Origin of the sequence: Actinoallomurus oryzae (genome assembly GCF_039541955.1) — a bacterium.
In the GTDB taxonomy this organism is placed as follows: Bacteria; Actinomycetota; Actinomycetes; order Streptosporangiales; family Streptosporangiaceae; genus Actinoallomurus; species Actinoallomurus oryzae.
In genome coordinates this window covers 297,539-316,306 of record NZ_BAABHF010000015.1, presented here as the reverse complement: position 1 = coordinate 316,306, position 18,768 = coordinate 297,539, and the positions used below count along the sequence as shown (strand labels likewise).

The window sequence follows — 18,768 nt, the reverse complement described above, 5'->3', positions numbered from 1 at the left end:
TGCCAATGGGTCGCAACTGCGATCATCGCGCGACACAACTGGCAGGGAGCAACGCCATGCACATCCCCGACGGATACCTCAGCCCCCAAACGTGTGCGGTGGGCTTCGTCGCGGCCGTCCCGGTGTGGACGATCGCGGTCCGCAGGGTGCAGCGTGTGGTGAAGAACCGGCATGTGCCCACGCTGGCGGTGCTGTCGGCGGTCAGCTTCCTGGCGATGATGTTCAACGTGCCGATCCCGGACGGCACGACCGCCCACGCGGTCGGCGCGACGATCATCGCGATACTCCTGGGGCCGTGGGCGGCGGTGCTGGCGGTCAGTGTGGCACTGGCCTTCCAGGCCCTGTTGTTCGGTGACGGCGGAGTTCTGGCGTACGGGTTCAACTGCGTGAACATGGCGATCATCGCGCCGTTCGCGGGCCTTCTCATCTACCGGCTGCTGTCCGGCGGCTCGGAGCTGACCAGCCCCCGCCGGCCGATCGCCGCGGCCATCGGCGGCTACGTCGGCATCAACCTCGCCGCACTCGCCGCGGCGATCGAGTTCGGACTCCAGCCGACGCTGTTCCACAACTCCGCCGGCGCCCCGCTGTACGCGCCGTACCACCTGTCCCAGACCATCCCCGCGATGGCGCTCGCCCACCTGACCGTCGCCGGAGCCGCCGAGGCCATCCTGACCGCCGGCGTCGTGGCGTACCTGCAACGCGCCAACATCGGCCTGCTGCGCGTCAACCACCCCAACGTCCGGGTGCCCGGCGAGGCCGCCGACCGCAGGCCGCGCCGCGTCCGCCCCATCACCGTCGCGCTCGGCGCCGTGGCGGTCATGGCGCTGCTCACCCCGCTCGGCCTCCTCGCCCCCGGCGGAGCCTTCGGCGAGGACGCGCCCGAAGACCTCGACCTGCACAAGTACCACCTGAACGCGGTGCCCAGCGGGCTGAACAAGTACAACGGGTTCTGGCACCACGCGATCTTCAACGGGTACGACTTCAGCTCCGACTCCCACCCCACCGTCGGCTACATCATCTCGGCCGTCGTCGGCATCGCGGTGATCGGCGCGGTGATCTTCCTCATCGGCGCCGCCGTCCGCCGGTTCACCGGTCGGCGCGCCTCCCGCCAAGAGCCGGCGCAGCAGTCATGACGCAGGCTGCCGAGGAGTCCCTGCGCGTCCCCGAATGGCTGCTCCAGGGCGAGCCGGCGATGTGCCCCTGCGGGTGCGTCGGCAAGCGCAAGAAGGGCGGCTACGTCGAGAAGACCCTGAACGGCGGGGCCGGGCTGCTGCGCCAGGTCATGTTCAGCGACGACGTCGCGGCCCAGGGCGGCCTGCTGCAACGGCTGGACCCGCGGGTGAAGTTCGTCTCGGTCATCGTGCTGCTGGTCGCCGCCGGGCTGGCGCGCAACATCCCGACACTGCTGGCCGTGTACGCCGTCACGCTCGGCCTCGCGGCGGCGTCCCGGCTGCCGATCGGGTTCTTCGTCAAGCGCGTGTGGCTCTTCGTGCCGATCTTCACCGGCATCGTCGTCCTGCCCGCCACCCTGTCGTTCGTCACCCACGGGCACGTCGTACTGACCCTGTGGCACTGGCACGGCCACCCCGAGGGCTTCACCAGCCAGGGCCTGACCTCGGCCGGGCTGGTCGTCAGCCGCGTCGCGGTCTCCATCTCCCTGGTGGTGCTGCTCACCCTCACCACGCCCTGGGTACGGCTGCTGGCCGCGCTGCGCGCCGTCGGCGTCCCGCGCATCTTCATCCTGATCATCGGGATGGCCTACCGGTACATCTTCCTGCTGCTGGGCGCGGTCACCGACATGTACGAGGCGCGCAAGTCCCGTACGATCGGTGCCACTCGCCACGACCGGGGCGCCCGTGCGTTCGTGGGCGCGACCGGCGGAGCGCTGTTCGGCAAGGCCCACCAGCTGTCCGAAGAGGTGCACCAGGCGATGACCGCCCGCGGCTACCGCGGCGACGCCAAGACCCTCGAACGCTTCGCCCTCACCCGCTTCGACGTCCTGGCCGCGGTGTGCTGCCTCGCACTCGCCGCGGCCATCCTGACCGGAGACCACTTCCTTGGCCACTGAAACCACCACCGGCACCGCGCCGGACCCGTCCACCGAACGCGAGGTCCAGCTCGCCTGCCACGAGGTGTCCTACTCCTACCTCGACCGGTTCCCGGCCCTGGACCGCGTCTCGCTGACCGTACGGGCCGGGGAGCGGGTCGCGCTGCTCGGCGCGAACGGCTGCGGCAAGTCCACGCTGCTCAAGCTCCTCGACGGCCTGATCTTCCCCGCCTCCGGGGAGTTCACCGCCTTCGGTCACACCGTCACCGAGGACACCCTCGAGGACGAGCAGTTCTCCCAGGCGTTCCGCTCCCGCGTCGGGTTCGTCTTCCAGAACTCCGACGCCCAGGTGTTCTCCCCCACCGTCCGCGAGGAGGTCGCCTTCGGCCCCCTCCAGCTCGGCCACACCCCCGAACAGGCCGAGACCCGGGTCACCGAGACCCTGACGATGCTGGGCATCGCCGACCTCGCCGACCGGGCGCCCTTCCAGCTGTCCGGCGGGCAGAAGAAACGCGTCGCCATCGCCGGCGTGCTGGCCACCAACCCCGAGGTGCTGCTGTTCGACGAGCCCACCGCCGCCCTCGACCCGCGCTCGCAGTACTGGCTCACCGACCTCATCGAACAGCTCGGCGCCGCCGGCAAGACCATCGTCCACGCCACGCACGACCTCGACGTGCTCCCCCGCATCGCCGACCGCTGCGTCGTCTTCTCCGAAGAACACCGCGTCATCGCCGAGGGCACCCCGGCCGAGGTCCTCGCCGACCGCGACCTCCTGCTGTCCGTCAACCTCATCCACGCCCGCTCGCCCCTGCCCGGCTGACCGGGAAGGCGTGAGCCCTGCACCGGGGACGCCGCGGTCGACCGCTGCTCGGCGAACGCGTCGAAGGACCCGGAGTGCTCATCGATCGCCGCGGCCCGCTCGTCCTCGTTCGTCCCTGCGGCCGGGTTCGAGCCGGAGCGACCGCCCCGCCGCCAGATCGGTGACGGGCCCGTCGTCCAGCGCGACCCGGATCGGCGGCCGCGTGGAGAGCGGCAGGCGGAGGCTGACGCCCGTGTCGTCGGCGAACAGGCGCAGACCCGCGTGGCCCCGGTACTCCAGCTCCATCGCCAGCCCGGGCAGACCCGGCGGCAGCGTCGGGGCGACGCGGAGGACGCCGTCGCGCGGTTCGAGGCCCGTGTAGCAGCGTTGGGCGAGGTCGAGCGTTCCCGCCATGGCGCCCAGGTGGATGCCCTCAGCGGTCGTACCGCCCTGGACGTCGTGCAGGTCGCTGTCCAGGGCCTCCAGGAAGAACCGCCAGGAGGCGAGGCGGTCGGAGCGGGCGAGCACCCAGGCGTGCACGACGGCGCTCAGCGTGGAGCCGTGCGAGGTGCGGGCGAGGTAGTACCGCACCGTCCTGGGGATCGTCTCGTGGTCGAGGCGGTAGCCGAGCCGGCCGAACAGCGCCCGCAGCTCGTCGGCGGTCAGGAGGTAGAACAGCATCAGCACGTCGGCCTGTTTGGAGACCTTGTAGCGGTTCGCGGTGTCGCCCTCGGCCTCGAGGATGCGGTCGAGACGCCGGATGTCGCCGTACCTGCGCCGGTAGCCCTCCCAGTCGAGTTCGGTCAGCCGCTCGTAGCCCTCGAACTGGCTGATGATCCCGTCCCGGTGAAACACCACTCGCAGCCGCCGGCCGACGTCCTCGAACCGGGCCAGCTCGTCGTCCGTCAGGGCCAGCCGCTCCCGGAGCCCGGCTCGCCGCACGGACGGGAGCAGGTCGAGCACGTCCAGCGCCCGCCACAGGGTCCATGCCGCCATCACATTGGTGTAGGCGTTGTTGTCCAGGCCGGGGCGGTCGGCGTCCGGGTAGGCGTCGTGGTACTCATCCGGTCCCATCACGCCGCGGATGTCGTACCGGCCGCTCGACCGGTCATAGGTCGCGACGCTCGCCCAGAACCGGGCGATCTCCAACAGCGTCTCCGCGCCCTGCTCGCAGAGGAACTCCAGGTCGCCGGACGTCTGGTGGTACTGCCAGATGTTGTAGGCGATCGCCAGGCCGACGTGCCGCTGCAGCCGCGAGTTGTCCGGCAGCCAGCGGCCGGAGCGAGGGTTGAGATGAAGGACCTGGGTCTCCTCACGCCCGTCGCTGCCGCTCTGCCAGGGATACATCGCGCCGGTGTGACCGGCCTCCCGGGCCGCGCGCCGGGCCGCGGGCAGCCGCCGCACGCGGTACCGCAGCAGGGCCCGGACCACCTCGGGAAACCGCAGGCAGAGAAACGGAAGCACGAACAGCTCGTCCCAGAAGACGTGCCCGCGGTAGGCCTCCCCGTGCAGGCCGCGAGCGGGCACGCCGGCGTCCACACCGGCCGTGTGCGGTGACACCGTCTGCAGCACGTGGAACAGGTGCAGGTTGATCGTCCGCTGCGCCGGACCGCCGCCGACGTCGAGGCGCCCACGACGCCACAGGCGCTCCCACGCCCGGCCGTGCCGGGTACGCAGCTCGGCGAAGCAGGGCGCGCGCTCCGCGGAGCGCCGGGCCGCGGCGGCGGGCGGCACCGCCGAGGAGTCGAGCGAGGTGTGCAGGCCGACGACCTTCTCGACCGTCACGGTCTCGCCCGGGCTCATCGCCACGGTCAGATGCCGCGCGATCCAGCCGGGCTCATCGCGTGTCTCGCGGCGTGTGACCTCGCGCGCGTCGACGGCGTTGCGGCACGCCAGCGCGATGCGAACCGCCGAGGTGACCGTGTCGGCGGTCAACCAGAGGAGCTCGCCGTCCGCGCCGGCCGCCTCGGTGACCAGATGCCGGTTCGCCAGCCCGCGATAGCGCGCGACGCCGCGGTTGCGCACCCGCGCGTCCAGGCCGGAACGGACCTCCAGCGATCCCGACCAGTTCTCGGCGCGGATCGTGGTCCGCAGGGCCGCGACGTGCGGGTCGTCCATCGACACGAGCCGCTGCTGGTCGACGGCGGTCACCCGCCCCGCGTCATCGCGGTAGCGCAGCCACCGGCACAGCAGCCCACGGCGCAGGTCCAGCTCCTGGCGGTAGTCCAGCAGGGGGAAACGTCCGGGCGCGAACCAGGGGCCGTCCTGCACGCGGAACGTCAGCGGCAGCCAGTTCGGGGCGTTGACCAGGTCCTCGTTGACCACCGTGCGCCCGGAGACCCGCGAGGGCAGACGGTCATAACAGCCCGCGATGTAGGTGCCGGGATAGTGCACCCTCCCGGCGCGGGCCTCGGGCGCCGCTCCCCGGGTGGCGAAGTAGCCGTTCCCCAGCGTGCACAGCGCCTCGCGCAGTCGCTCTTCGGCCGGCGCGAACTCCCCGTAGACGAGACGCCAGGCGGCTTCGGTCCCGGCACGGTCGCCCCAAGGACCCGGGTCGGCCCGGCCGGTCGGCACGAAGGGTCACACCACGCCGGCCGGCGCGGCCGCCTCGGCGAGTTCGTCGAACCCGCGGCGGATGCCGCGGCTCAGCAGCTCGATGTCGGGCATGGCGTCGAAGTCGCCGGTGATGCCGAAGAAGAGCGTGTCGAGGTAGGAGACGACCCCGGTCGACACGCGTATGCCGGCGGCCAGCGGCACGTACGGGTAGATCGCCACCAGCCGCCGTCCCATCGCGTACAGGGGGACGGGCGGGCCGGGCACGTTGGTGGTGATGGTCTGGACGAACGGCTGCCGCATGCGCAGTGCGGTGCGGGCCGCGACCGCCAGGACGTTGGGCGCCAGGCCGAGCACGCGCGTGAAGACGGTGGGGCCGACCGCCTGGTGACTGGCCTTGAGGGCCGTGGTCTGCTCGCGGATCAGCTCGAGGCGGCGCACCGGGTCCGGCTGCCCGCACGGCAGGCTCACGAGCACGGCCGACACGCGGTTCGTCAGGGTTCCCTCTTCGTCGGGCAGGCGGACCGAGACCGGCACCATGGTCCGTACGACGGTGTCCGGGCCCAGCTCGTCCCGTTCGGCGAGCAGGTCACGGAAACCGCGGGCGGCCGCCGCCAGCACCACGTCGTTGACGGTGCCGTCGAGGGCCTCGCTGACGCGGCGCGCCTCGCCGAGGTCCGCCTCGGTCCAGGACCAGCGGCGGTGGGGGCTGGTCGGGCCGTTGAGGGAGGAGGCGCCGCGCCCCGCCCGCAGCCGCCGGGCGTACGCCGGCAGGCCGCGGACGAACCGCGCCGTCGCGGCGCTGTGGCGCGTCACCTCCGGCAGGCGGGCCACCTGCCGGATCTGCTCCATCGTCGTGCCGGTCACGCCCGCGAGCACGAGCGACGGACGCGAGGGCTCCGGCTCGGCCTCGGGCAGCGGGATCACGGTGTGCTCGTCCCGTACGGGCGCGGTCCCGGGGCTCAGGTCGAACAGGCTGGTCATCAGGTCACTGCCGCCGACGCCGTCGACCATGCAGTGGTGGACCTTGCTGATGATCGCCCACCGGCGCTCCTCCAGCCCCTCGACCAGCCACATCTCCCACAGCGGGCGACTCAGGTCCAGCCGCTGCCCGAGGACCCGCCCGGCGAGGTTGCGCAGCTCCTCGGCTCCCCCGGGCGCCGGGACCGCGGTGTGGCGCACGTGGTAGAGAAGCTGGAAGTGCGGGTCGTCGACCCAGACCGGACGGCCGAGGTCCAGCGGCACCCGGCGCACCCGCTGGCGGAATCGCGGCAGCTCCATCAGCCTGGCGACCACCGCCCGGACGAACTCGCCGTACGTGGGCGCCGGAGGGTCGAAGATGCTCACCGAGGCGATCTGCAACGGCCTCGTGTCGTTTTCGGCGAAGAACATCCCGGCGTCGATGCCGCTCATCCGCTGCATCTATCCGGCCTCGCGCGCGCACCGCGGCGCGACGCGCGACGGATCCGCACCGTCGGCGCCGACGACCACCGGCGAGAGTTCCACCCTGAAGGCGTGCCACCCGCGCCTTCATGACACGCCCCGGATTCGGACATCGTTGTCCAAGCCCCACGGCCCGCCGAAGTCCGGCGCCGCCCTCCCCCGCCGGAACGCGGTGAATCGAGCCTCCGGCGGCCAAGGCCGATCACCGGCGAACCTACTCTTACGGGAGAGTAGTGTTGCCTCCCGGTGAAGCGGGCCTGCTACTTCGCTGCGTGCGGCCCGCTTCGCCCGGACCGTGCCGTACACCTCATCGAACGGCGCGGGCTCGCTCTCGGGCGCTCGCTCTCGCGGTCAGCCGGCGGAGCGGCGGGCCCGGGTCGCCTGGCGGAGGACCGCCCAGGCGTCCGCCACGGGGCCCAGGTGGCCGAGCTTGTCGGGGTTGATCACCGTACGGATCGTCTGGACCTGCCCGTCGAGGATGTCCAGCACCAAGGTGCTGACGACCCTGCCGTCCCGGTCGCGGAAGATCGCGCCCGGCTGGCCGTTCACCTCGTGCGGCGCCACGACACCGCCGATCCGGGCGAACGGCGGGCAGAGGGCGGCGAGCACCCGGGACACGGTCTCCGCGCCGAAGATGACGGGCTTCCACTGCGGGGCCTTGCCGCCGCCGTCACCGATCAGGTGGACGTCGGCGGCCAGCAGTTCCCGCAGCCCGTCGACGTCGCCTTCCCGGAAGGCGTCGAAGAATCGCCTGGCGAGTTCGTCGCGCTCTCGGCGGTCGGCCTCGAACCGGGGCCGGCCCTCGTTCATGTGGCGGCGGGCCTGCATCGCGAGCTGGCGGCACGCCGCCTCCGAGCGTTCGACCGCCGACGCGATCTCCCGGAAGGCGAAGCCGAACACCTCCCGCAGCACGAAGACCGCCCGCTCGAGCGGGCTGAGCCGCTCCAGCAACAACAGGGCCGCCATGGAGACCGAGTCGGCCAGCTCCGCCGACCGCTCAGGGTCCTGGTAGGGATCGGCCAGCAGCGGCTCGGGGAACCACGGCCCCACGTACTCCTCCCGCCGGACGCGGGCCGACCGCAGCACGTCGATCGAGATCCGGGTCACCACGGCCGACAGGAACGCCTTGGCCGACCTGGGCTCGGCCGGGCAGGCCGCGTAGCGAAGCCAGGTCTCCTGCACGGCGTCCTCGGCCTCGCTCACGCTGCCGAGCAGCCGGTAGGCGATCGAGAACAGCAGCGGCCGCAGCTCTTCGAAATTCTCAGCCCGGGTCACGCCGGCTCCTCCTCCACTTCCCGGTCCCCCGATTCCAGAACCCTCTCCACCCTTGAGACGAGACAGCCCGGCCGGCTGTGAGATCGGCCTGAGACGCGGTTGAGCGACTCGCCGCCCTGGGCATGACGGTCCTGGTCGGGGCCAGAGACCCGCAGCGTGGCGAGGACGCCGCCGCGGCGCTGCGTGCGGCGGGCGGCGACGTGCACGCGGTCACCCTGGACGTCACCGACCCGGTCACCGTCCACGAGGCCGCGAACGGGATCGAGGAGCGCTTCGGCCGCCTCGACGTGCTGATCAACAACGCCGGCATCACCGGCTCCGGGCAGGTCTCGCCCGAAGACGCCCGCGACCAGATCCCCAGCTCCGTCGACCTGGACATGGTCCGGGCGGTGTTCGAGACCAACGTCTTCCGCCGCCGATCCCGGCTACGTCGACACGGAGATCAACAACTACAGCGGGTTCCTGACTCCCGCCCAGGGCGCCGCGATCGTGGTGCGCCTGGCCACGCTGGGCACGGACGGACCGACCGCCGGGTTCTTCAACGAGAACGGCCCCGTGCCCTGGTAGGAGGGTGCGATCGGACGAACACGAACGCACAGGAACGGCCGTTGCGCCGCCCCGTCAGGCCCGTCCCGGCCGGATGCGGTCGCGCCGCCTCGGCGGTACGACGCGGGTTCGCCGAGGCCAGCGGCCATTTCGGCACGATCGGCCCGTCACAGGGCCGGGTCGGCGGGCGGTTGTCCGCAGGTGCGATATGCGGTAATTGTGGCGAAGCAATCAAACCGATCCAATCGACAATCAACATGTTTTATGTGCGGATCTGTTTGATTGCTGGGTTAACGGCTCTTGAGAGGAGCGCCCGGTGTCGCACTCCCCCGTGTCGCACTCCCGCGCATCGCACCGGCGCTCCGGCCGGCGCGGACGGTCGGCCCTTCGGCGCCTCGGCGTGCTCGGTGCCGCGATCATGCTGGTGGCCGGGCTCGGCACGACGGCGAACGCGGCGCCGCGCGCCGGCTCGTCCGGCTCTTCCGGATCGGCCGGCGCGCACTCCGTGACGTACGACGGCTACTCGTTCATGATCGACGGGAAGCGCACGTACCTCTGGTCCGGCGAGTTCCACTACTTCCGCCTGCCCAGCCAGAGCCTGTGGCGGGACGTGTTCCAGAAGATGAAGGCGGCCGGTTTCAACGCCGTCTCGCTCTATTTCGACTGGGGTTACCACTCGCCGGCGCCGGGCGTCTACGACTTCACCGGGGTACGGAACGTCGACACGCTGCTGGACATGGCCGCGGAGACCGGCCTCTACGTCATCGCCCGGCCCGGCCCGTACATCAACGCGGAGGTCGACGGCGGCGGCTTCCCCGGCTGGCTGTCCACCAAGGCCGGCAGGACACGGAGCGACGACCCCGACTACCTCAGATACTCCGACGAGTGGCAGACCCGGATCGACAAGATCCTGGCCAGGCACCAGCTCACCGAGGGCACCGGCCCGGTGATCGAGTACCAGGTCGAGAACGAGTACTACCACGGCGACGCCGCCGGGCGTTCGTACATGAAGCACCTGGAGGACAAGGCCCGCGCCGACGGCATCACGGTGCCGCTGGTCGGCAACAACAACGGCACGTTCAGCACGGGCACCGCCGCACTCGACGTGGACGGCATGGACTCCTACCCGCAGGGCTTCGACTGCGGCAACCCGTCCCACTGGAACGGCGTGCCGGACATCAGCGGCGGAAAGGCCGCCGGCAAGCCGCTGGAGACGGCGGAGTTCCAGGGCGGCGCGTTCGACCCGTGGGGCGGTCCTGGTTACGACAAGTGCGCGCAACTCATCAACGACCGGTTCGCCGACGTGTTCTACAAGCAGAACATCGCGGTCGGCGCGACGTCGCAGAGCTTCTACATGACCTACGGCGGCACCAACTGGTGCCGGCTCGGCATGCCGGAGAACTACACGTCCTATGACTACGGCGCGGCGATCCGCGAGACCCGCGAGCTCGACCCCAAGTACGACGAGGACAAGCTCATCGGGTACTTCACCCAGGCGGCGGCGCCGCTGACCAAGACCGACGCGATCCCGGTGGCCAGGCCGGACAACGCGCGGATCGTCGACACCGCGCGCAAGAACCCCGACACCGGCACGCAGTTCCACGTGCTGCGGCACTCCGACTCCACGTCGACGTCGAAGGACACCACGCACATCGCGATCGACCTGGACGCCGGGCCGCCCGCCTACACCTACGACGACAACGACGCGGCCCTGAAGTACTCCGGGTCCTGGTCGCACGTTGCCGACCAGAGCTACACCGGCGGCGACTACAAGCACACGGAGTCGTTCTCCAAGGCGGCCGGCGACTCGCTGACCGTGCCGTTCACCGGCACGGCCGTCCGCTGGATCGGGTCGCGGACCGACAATCACGGGTACGCCGACGTCTATCTGGACGGCGTCCTGCAGACCACGGTCGACGACTCCGGCGCCGCGAACCAGGCGGTCCTGTTCCAAAAGAGCGGCCTGACCGACGGCCCGCACACTCTCAAGATCGTGGTGGACGGCCGGCACGGCTCCGGCTCGACCGACGACTACGTCTCGATCGACGCCATCGACCTGTCCGTGCCCGGGCCCGCGACGTACCCGGTCGTGCCGCAACAGCCCGGCACCGGCATCACGCTGGACGGCCGCGAGTCGAAGATCATCACGGCGAACTACGACCTCGGTGGCAACCGGCTGCGGTACTCGACGTCCGAGCTGATGACCAACGCGACGATCGGCCGCGACGACGTCGCCGTGCTCTACGGCGACGCGGGTACCGCGGGCGAGACGGTGCTGCGGTACTCCTCCAGGCCGACCGTCACGTCCTCCGGCGGGGCCGTCACCCAGACGTGGGATCCCGCCACCGGTGACCTGCGGCTGAACTACACGCACCAGGGCCTGATCCGGGTCCTGATCACCGGCGGCGGCCACCCGCTGCGCCTGCTGCTGGCGGACACGGCCGCGGCCAAGACGTTCTGGCGGCAGGACACCGCCTCCGGCCCGGTCCTCGTACGCGGCACGCACCTGGTACGCACCGCCACGGCCGGCCGCTCGACGGTCGACCTGACCGGTGACGCCGGCACCGACGGCTCGATCGAGGTGTGGAGCGGCGCGTCGAGGATCACCTGGAACGGCTCCGCCGTGGCGACCAGGGCGTCCGGCGACGGCAGCCTGGTCGGCAGGGTACCGGCCGCCGCCCCGGTCCGGCTGCCGGCGCTCACCCACTGGGTGCACACCGAGGAGTCGCCCGAGGCGCGGCCCGGGTTCGACGACTCGACCTGGACGGTGGCCGACAAGATGACGACGAACAGCATCACCACGCCCGGCACGCTGCCGGTGCTGTTCGCCGACGACTACGGCTTCCACACCGGGAGCACCTGGTACCGCGGTCGCTTCACGGGTACGGGCGCCGAGACCGCGATCACGCTGTCCACGCAGAGCGGCGGCGGCGCGGCCGCCTCGTCGGTCTGGCTGAACGGCGTCTTCCTCGGCAGTTCCACCGCGGACGGCACCAGGACGTACACCTTCCCCGCCGGATCGGTGCACGACGGCCCCGACAACGTGCTCTCCGTGCTGACCGTGAACATGGGCCACGAGGAGGACTACAACGAGGCGAGCGGCAACAAGGCGGCCCGCGGGCTGATCGGCGCCCGGCTGGTCGGGTCACCGCTGAACGCGATCACCTGGCGGCTGCAGGGCGACCGGGGCGGCGAGGCGCCGCCGGACACCGTACGCGGGCCGTTGAACGTCGGCGGCCTCTACGGGGAGCGCGCCGGCTGGTACCTGCCCGGCTACCCGACCGCCGGCTGGAAGCCGGTGAGCCTGCCGGCCGCCGACGAGACGCCGGGCGTCTCCTGGTACGCCACCAGCGTGACGCTGAAGCTGCCGCGGGGCCAGGACACCTCGCTGGGCCTGACCATCGGCGACGACCCGTCCCGCCGGTACCGGGCGGAGATCTTCGTCAACGGCTGGGACATGGGCGAGTACGTGAACTACCTCGGGCCGCAGCACGGCTTCCCGGTCCCGAACGGCGTGCTGAACCCGCACGGCCGGAACGACATCAAGGTCGCCGTGTGGAACCTGGACGGCTCCACCGGCGGCCTGGGAACGGTGACGCTGACGAACTACGGCAGCTACGCGTCCCCGCTGACGGTCGCCCAGAACGACGGCCCGTCGTACGACGGTGCCGAGTACGCGATGCCGAGGCCGCCCGTCTCCTCCGTCGACCTGCGGGTTCCCGGGTCGGTGCGCGCCGGGGTTTCGTTCACCGCGACGGAGACGGTGCGCGTCAACCGCGGCACGGCCAAGAACGTGACTCCGGCGTTGAGGCTCCCCGACGGCTGGACGGCCGGCCCTCCGACGCCTCCGTCCGCCGCGAGGCTGACCGGTGGGCGGTCGGCCACCTTCACCTTCACCGTCACCCCGCCCGCGACCGTCGACGGGCCGGTCCCGATCACGGCCACCGCGACCATGACCCAGAACGGCAGGCGGCGGACCTTCACCGACGAGCGGATCGTCGGCCGGACACCCCCGGTCCCGCCGGCCGGCAAGGACCAGGTGAGCGACCTGTCCTGGCTCGGGTCGACCAACGGCTGGGGCCCGGTCGAGCGGGACACCAGCGTCGGCGAGCAGCCCGCCGGCGACGGTCACCGGATCACCATCGACGGCACGGAGTACGCCAAGGGACTCGGCACCAACGCGGTCAGCGACGTCGCGGTCTACCTCGGCGGCACGTGCAGCAGGTTCACCGCGACCGTCGGCATGGACGACGAGAAGGGCGACAGCGGAAGCGTCACGTTCAGCGTCGTACTCGACGGCAAGACGCTGATCACCACGCCCACCGTCACCGGCTCCACACCGGCCGTCTCGATCGACGTTCCGGTCACCGGCGGCCAGGTGGTCGACCTGATCGTCGGCGACGCCGGGGACGGCAACGGCAACGACCACGGCGACTGGGCCGACCCCGTGCTCACCTGCTCGGGCTGACCCGCCCGACGTGGACCGGACCGCCGCCGGGAGGGTGGCGGCTCCGGGGCGGGAGCCTGCCGCGTGAGCGGATTGGCGCACCGATCGCGGGGGTAGCACGCAGATTGTGGCGGCATTTGCCGAGTACCAAGAGGAGCTGTACGCCCAGGGCCAGGCCGGGCATCAGCCGCAGCACCCCATCGGGTTCGCGGATCTGGAGGAGCGTGCGGCGGCGGCGATGCCGCCCAAGGTCTGGGAGTACGTGGCCGGTGGCGCCGGTGACGAGCACACCCAGCGGGCCAACTGCGAGGCGTTCAAGCGCTGGGGCCTGTACCCACGCATGCTGGTCGCGCCCACCGACCGCGACCTGTCGATCGAGTTGTTCGGGACGACGTTCCCCTCGCCGGTGTTCATGGCGCCGATCGGGGTGATCGGGGTGTGCGCCCAGGACGGCCACGGCGACCTCGCCTGCGCGCGGGCCTCCGTCCGCACCGGTGTGCCGTTCTTCGCCGGGACGCTGTCGGCGGATCCGATGGAGGACGTGGCCGCGGTCCTCGGCGACACACCCGGCTTCTTCCAGCTCTACACACCGCCGGACCGGGACATGGCCGCGAGCCTGGTGCGCCGCGCCGAGGCGGCGGGCTTCAAGGGCATCGCCGTCACCCTGGACACCTGGGTCACCGGCTGGCGGCCCCGTGACCTGCGCGGCTCGAACTACCCGCAGGTGCCCAGCGGGTGCCTGAGCAACTACACCAGCGACCCGGTGTTCCGGAAGAGGCTGCGGCCCGGCGAGGACGCCACCGAGGCGGCGGTGCGCACGTTGCCTATCTTCGGTGGACCGTTCAGGTGGGACGACCTGGACTGGCTCCGGGCGCGGACCGACCTGCCGCTGATGGTCAAGGGCATCTGCCACCCCGACGACGTCCGCCGGGCCAAGGACCACGGCGTGGACGCCGTCTACTGCTCCAACCACGGCGGGCGGCAGGCCAACGGAGGGCTGACCTCCTTGGAGTGCCTGCCCGACGTGCTCGACGCCGCCGATGGGCTCCCGGTCCTGTTCGACTCCGGCGTACGCGGCGGCGCCGACATCATCAAGGCGCTGGCGTTGGGCGCCACCGCGGTGGGGATCGGCCGCCCGTACGCCTACGCGCTGGCGGTCGGGGGCGTCGACGGCGTCGTCCACGTGCTGCGTTCGCTGCTGGCCGAGGCGGACCTGATCATGGCGGTCGACGGCTATCCCACCCGCGAGGACCTCACGCCCGGGGCGCTGCGCCTCGTGGGATGACGGGCCGCCGCGCGTGACCTCGAGGGGCTATGCGGGAGGCAGCAGTAGCCCCGCGGGCGGATCGGTGGCGATGTCCTTGCCGAGGCCGCCCCGGCGGCCGGAGAACGTCGCGTCGCTGAAGTCGACGGTGCCGCCGGAGAACGTCGCACCGGTGAAGACGACGCCGGTGCCGGAGAACTCCGCGTCGGTGAAGTGAAGGGTGCCGCCGGACAGTGTCGCGTCGGTGAAGTCGAGGGTGCCGCCGGAGAACGCCGCGTCGTTGAAGTGGGCGGTGGCGCCGGAGAACTCCGCGCCGACGAAGCCGATGATGCCGCCGGAGAACTCCGCGCCGGTGAAGTGGACGGTGCCGCCGGAGAACTCCGCGCCGGCGAAGTCGAGGACGCCGCCGGAACACGTCGCGCCGGCGAAGTCGAGGGAGGCACCGGAGAACACCGCGGTGACGAAGTAGTGGGTGGCTCCGGAGAACGTCGCGCCGCCGAAGTGGACGGCGCCGCCGGAGAACTCCGCGGCGACGAAGTGGAGGGTGCCGCCGGAGAACGTCGCGCCCGTGAAGTCGAGGGAGGCACCGGAGAATTCGGCGCCGGTGAAGTCGACGGTGGCGCCCGAGAACACGGCGCCCGTGAAGTCGACGGTGCCGCCGGAGAACACGGCGCCCGTGAAGTCGACGGTGCCGCCGGAGAACTCCGCGCGGCTGAAGTCGCCTCCGTCGAAGCGGACACCGGTGAAGTCGAAGTCATGGCCTCGCCAGGAGACCCGGGCGTTCTCGCGAAGGTGCGCGGTGATGATCGAGATGACGGCGTGGTGGACCTCCTGCCTGCCGCCGAACGCCAGTTGTTCGGCGGCCGGAGGGTCGGCCTCCGGGGGAGGCCCGTAGGGTGTCCGCAGGTAGGCGCACAGCTCGTCGATGCAGGTCTGCCGGCCGTCCGGCCAGTCGTCGGCCAGAGCGGCCAGCGCGTACACCCCGGCCAGCCGCACCGCGGTCTCGGCGTGTCCGAGCCGCCTTGTCGCCGTTGCGAACCGTCTGTTGAACACCCGCACCGGTCACCCTCTCCGCGCCGCCGCTCCGACATCTTCCCGTCTTCGGCGAGACACCGCGACCCGGGCGGGAGTCGAGTGGGATGGGTACTTAATTTTAACCTTGACACAAGGCGTGAATAAGTCGAATCTACGGCCGATAGAGCGCTCTCTGACATGCCTCCGCCTCGCCACTCGGGAGACCCCAGATGTCATCGGCCTCAGCCCCACCACCTCGACGGACCCGGATCGGCAGAGCAGGGGAGATGACGCGGATCATCATCCGCTCCCCGTTCACCGTCCGGGAACATCCTCTGCCCCGCATCGCCCAGGGCGCTCCGCGGCGCCGTCCCGGCTCCGGGCCGCTCCGCCGCCGGGCGGTCCTGGCGGTGACGGCACTGCTCGGCGCCTACCTCAGCGCCGTCCTGGCCACGGCCGTCGCCGGCGCCCCCGCCGCGTACGCCGACACCGTGCCGCCGCCCCCGGCCGGGTGGACGACCGTGTTCGGCGACGACTTCGCCGGGCCCGCCGGCTCGCCTCCTTCGTCGGCGAACTGGTTCTACGACATCGGCACCGGCTACGGCACGGGCGAGATCGAGCAGACCACCGCCTCGACCGCCAACTCCTTCCTCGACGGGAACGGCCATCTGGTGCTCAAGGCCCTCAAGAACGGGAGCACCTGGACCTCGGCACGGCTGGAGAGCACCCGCGAGGACTTCCAGGCCCCGCCCGGCGGCAAGCTGGAGATGACGGCGTCGATCCAGCAGCCGAACCCGGCAGGCGGGCTGGGGTACTGGCCCGCGTTCTGGGCGCTGGGCTCGCCGATGCGCGCCGGCGGCGGATGGCCCACCTCGGGTGAGATCGACATGATGGAGGACGTCAACGGCCTCAACCAGGCCTCGCAGACGCTCCACACCTCGGCCACCAGCCCCGGCCACCCGCTGATCGCCTGCCCGAACGCCGGCTCGACCTGCCAGACGGGCTACCACACCTACACGGTGATCATCGACCGCACCAACACGAGCGCCGAGTCCCTGCAGTTCCTGATGGACGGCACGGTGGAGAGCACCATCACCGAGGCGTCGGTGGGCACGACGGCCTGGCAGCAGGCCATCGACCACGGGTTCTTCATCATCTGGGACCTCGCGATGGGCGGCAACTACCCCGACGGGATCTGCGGCTGCACCACGCCGACCTCCGCCACCACGTCCGGCGCCTCGATGAGCGTCGCGTACGTGGCCGTCTACGAGCAGGGCGGCGACTCCACGCCCACCGCGACCGCCACCGGGACGGGCACGGTGAAGGGCCTGGGCGGCCTGTGCCTGACGAACCAGAACTCGCTGAACACCGAGGGCAACCCCATCGGCGTCAGCTCCTGCAACGGTGCCGCGGGCCAGACCTGGTCGCCGTACAGCGACGACACGGTACGCGTGCAGGGCGGCTGTCTCGACGTCGTCAGCGCCGGGACGGCCAGCGGAACCAACGTCGACTGGTATCCGTGCAACGGCACGAACGCCCAGGTCTGGAGGCAGCAGAACGGCGGCGAGCTGGTCAACCCCAACTCCGGCCTGTGCCTGACCGATCCCGGCGGCAACACCGGCGCGCGGCTCGACATCGAGACCTGCACCGGATCGGCGCAGCAGCAGTGGACACTGCCGACCGGCGGCGGCACCGGCAACACCGTGACGGTGACCGACCCCGGCGACCAGACGTCCACGGTCGGCACGGCGGCCGGCCTGCAGATCCACGCGAGCGACTCGGCGTCCGGCCAGACCCTCACCTACAGCGCCGGCGGCCTGCCCGCCGGTCTGTCGATCAACTCCTCCACGGGACTGATCTCCGGCACGCCGACCACGACCGGCACCTCGAACGTCACGGTGACCGCCAGGGACACCACCGGCGCCACCGGCTCGGCCTCCTTCACCTGGACCGTGAACTCCGCCAGGGGCTGCTCGACGACGAACCTCGCGCAGGGGAAGACCGCCACGGCGTCGTCCACCGAGTCGGTGGCCTTCCCCGCGCAGGACGCCGTCGACGGGAACCCGGGCACCCGATGGTCGTCGGCCTTCAGCGACCCGCAGTGGCTCCAGGTCGACCTCGGGAGCACCCGCTCCCTCTGCAAGGTGACGCTGAACTGGGAGACCGCGTACGCCAAGGCGTACCAGCTCCAGGTCTCCAGCGACGCGAAGAACTGGACCCCCGTCTACTCCACCACCACCGGAACCGGAGGGACCCAGAGCGTGGGCATCACCGCCTCCGCCCGCTACATCCGCATGTACGGAACCGTGCGGTCGACCCAGTACGGCTACTCGCTCTGGGAGTTCCAGGTCTTCGGCTCCTGACCCGCCCACCGCCGCGCCGGGAGCCCCCGGCCACCACCGGGGAGACTCCCGGCGCGGGACCGCCCACCGATGCCGCGCCCCGTCAGATGCCCTGACCGGCGATGACGGAAAGGAGCCGGAGTTTCTCGTGGCTCTCGCTGCCGGGCGTGGCGGTGAAGACCTGGAGCGACTGGGACTGGTCGGGGTCCACCAGGATCTGGCAGTGCAGCTCGAGCAGCCCGAGTCGCGGATGCTGGATGCGTTTCGCGGCGCAGTACGGTCCGGTCACGGGATGTTCGCGCCAGAGGGCGGCGAATTCGGGACTGCCGGCGAGGAGCGCGTCGACGATGGCGCCGGCGCGGGAGTCCCTGCCGTCGCGTGTGTACGCGCGCTGCAGGTCGGACGCGATGAGGCGGCTGTGCAAGGGATGGTCGTCCTCGGGATGGATCCGCCGGGACTCCGGGTCGGTGAACCACCGATAGTGCAGGCTGCGTGCGAGCCCGGTGTAGGCCGTCTGGTCCCCCAGCAGGGCTCCGGCGAGCCACGTCTGTCTCAGCGTCTCGCCGAGGCTGCTCATCACCTGGGCGGCCGTCTCCTCAAGACCGTCGAAGATGCGCATCATGCCCGGGTTGATGTGGTCGGCGCGCGCCACCCGCCGGGGCGCGGGATACCCGCCGAGGCGGAACAGATGGTCCCGCTCCTCAAGGGAGAGCCGCAGGCCACGGGCGATCGCGGCGAGCATCTGCTCGGACGGGCGCGGGCCGCGCTGCTGTTCGATCCGGCTGTAGTAGTCGGTCGACATGTCGCTGATCGCGGCGACCTCCTCGCGGCGCAGTCCCTTGGTACGCCGCCGCCGTCCCCGAGGCAGCCCGACGTCCTCGGGTTGCAGCGCCTCCCGGCGGGTGCGCAGGAACTCCGCGAGTCGAGCCCGGTCCATGGCAGCAGTCTCCTTCTCGTCCCTGCCGGCGACGGATCCGGCCAGGCGCCGGACGGCACGGCGAGCGGCCGGCGACCGCCCGTACGGTGTGAACAACGCCC

Annotated in this window: 11 protein-coding genes and 1 pseudogene; 7 read left to right on the top strand and 5 right to left on the bottom strand. The window is 71.4% G+C overall.

Going from position 1 to position 18,768, the window contains the following annotated elements; translation table 11 throughout:
• The first annotated feature begins 56 nt into the window (after nucleotides 1–56).
• The 3 genes from cbiM to ABEA10_RS10425 are packed head-to-tail and all read left to right on the top strand — an operon-like array spanning nucleotide 57 to nucleotide 2,867.
• The gene (gene cbiM, locus ABEA10_RS10435; RefSeq protein WP_345460842.1) at nucleotides 57–1,133 is read left to right on the top strand and encodes a cobalt transporter CbiM; all 1,077 of its coding nucleotides are present in this window, start codon (nucleotides 57–59) and stop codon (nucleotides 1,131–1,133) included.
• A complete protein-coding gene (gene cbiQ, locus ABEA10_RS10430) occupies nucleotides 1,130–2,068 on the top strand; it encodes a cobalt ECF transporter T component CbiQ (protein ID WP_345460839.1) in 939 nt (312 codons plus the stop codon). The genes cbiM and cbiQ overlap by 4 nt, the downstream gene beginning before the upstream one ends.
• Nucleotides 2,058–2,867 (top strand): energy-coupling factor ABC transporter ATP-binding protein, encoded by an 810-nt coding sequence (locus ABEA10_RS10425; protein WP_345460836.1) that lies wholly within the window; start codon nucleotides 2,058–2,060, stop codon nucleotides 2,865–2,867. The genes cbiQ and ABEA10_RS10425 overlap by 11 nt, the downstream gene beginning before the upstream one ends.
• Before the next feature lie 78 nt (nucleotides 2,868–2,945).
• On the opposite strand, the gene ABEA10_RS10420 is transcribed toward ABEA10_RS10425, so the two are convergent.
• The 3 genes from ABEA10_RS10420 to ABEA10_RS10410 all read right to left on the bottom strand — a co-directional run bounded on the left by ABEA10_RS10420 (nucleotide 2,946) and on the right by ABEA10_RS10410 (nucleotide 8,117).
• Complete coding sequence (locus ABEA10_RS10420; RefSeq protein WP_345460833.1) at nucleotides 2,946–5,420, bottom strand: glycoside hydrolase family 65 protein; 2,475 nt, start codon at nucleotides 5,418–5,420, stop codon at nucleotides 2,946–2,948.
• Nucleotides 5,421–5,426: 6 nt separating this feature from the next.
• Nucleotides 5,427–6,812, bottom strand: a complete 1,386-nt coding sequence (locus tag ABEA10_RS10415) for a WS/DGAT/MGAT family O-acyltransferase (RefSeq protein WP_345460830.1) — start codon at nucleotides 6,810–6,812, stop codon at nucleotides 5,427–5,429.
• A 381-nt stretch (nucleotides 6,813–7,193) separates the two neighbouring features.
• Entirely contained in the window at nucleotides 7,194–8,117 is a 924-nt protein-coding gene (locus tag ABEA10_RS10410) for an RNA polymerase sigma-70 factor (protein ID WP_345460827.1), read from the bottom strand.
• Between the two features lie 122 nt (nucleotides 8,118–8,239).
• Here ABEA10_RS10410 and ABEA10_RS10405 point away from each other — a divergent pair.
• From ABEA10_RS10405 to ABEA10_RS10395, 3 genes and pseudogenes are all read left to right on the top strand, one after another.
• A pseudogene (locus tag ABEA10_RS10405) lies at nucleotides 8,240–8,434 on the top strand (SDR family NAD(P)-dependent oxidoreductase); the annotation flags it as partial.
• A gap of 545 nt (nucleotides 8,435–8,979) precedes the next feature.
• Nucleotides 8,980–13,131, top strand: coding sequence for a beta-galactosidase (locus ABEA10_RS10400; RefSeq protein WP_345460824.1), 4,152 nt, complete (start codon nucleotides 8,980–8,982; stop codon nucleotides 13,129–13,131).
• Nucleotides 13,132–13,237: 106 nt separating this feature from the next.
• Nucleotides 13,238–14,395, top strand: a complete 1,158-nt coding sequence (locus tag ABEA10_RS10395) for an alpha-hydroxy-acid oxidizing protein (RefSeq protein WP_345460821.1) — start codon at nucleotides 13,238–13,240, stop codon at nucleotides 14,393–14,395.
• Nucleotides 14,396–14,422: 27 nt separating this feature from the next.
• On the opposite strand, the gene ABEA10_RS10390 is transcribed toward ABEA10_RS10395, so the two are convergent.
• A complete protein-coding gene (locus ABEA10_RS10390; protein WP_345460818.1) occupies nucleotides 14,423–15,427 on the bottom strand; it encodes a pentapeptide repeat-containing protein in 1,005 nt (334 codons plus the stop codon).
• 248 nt (nucleotides 15,428–15,675) lie between these two features.
• On the opposite strand from ABEA10_RS10390, the gene ABEA10_RS10385 reads away from it, so the two are divergent.
• A complete protein-coding gene (locus ABEA10_RS10385; RefSeq protein WP_345460815.1) occupies nucleotides 15,676–17,751 on the top strand; it encodes a discoidin domain-containing protein in 2,076 nt (691 codons plus the stop codon).
• An 82-nt stretch (nucleotides 17,752–17,833) separates the two neighbouring features.
• Here ABEA10_RS10385 and ABEA10_RS10380 read toward each other — a convergent pair whose 3' ends face one another.
• Nucleotides 17,834–18,667 carry a helix-turn-helix transcriptional regulator gene (locus tag ABEA10_RS10380; RefSeq protein WP_345460812.1) on the bottom strand — a complete coding sequence of 278 codons (834 nt, stop codon included), beginning with the start codon at nucleotides 18,665–18,667 and terminating at the stop codon, nucleotides 17,834–17,836.
• Between the last annotated feature and the right edge of the window lie 101 nt (nucleotides 18,668–18,768).

Coding starts and splice junctions, on each gene's coding strand:
- cbiM (WP_345460842.1), top strand. CDS start 57: ATGCACATCCCCGACGGATACCTCAGCCCCCAAACGTGTGCGGTGGGC.
- cbiQ (WP_345460839.1), top strand. CDS start 1,130: ATGACGCAGGCTGCCGAGGAGTCCCTGCGCGTCCCCGAATGGCTGCTC.
- ABEA10_RS10415 (WP_345460830.1), bottom strand. CDS start 6,812: ATGAGCGGCATCGACGCCGGGATGTTCTTCGCCGAAAACGACACGAGG.
- ABEA10_RS10385 (WP_345460815.1), top strand. CDS start 15,676: ATGACGCGGATCATCATCCGCTCCCCGTTCACCGTCCGGGAACATCCT.
- ABEA10_RS10380 (WP_345460812.1), bottom strand. CDS start 18,667: ATGGACCGGGCTCGACTCGCGGAGTTCCTGCGCACCCGCCGGGAGGCG.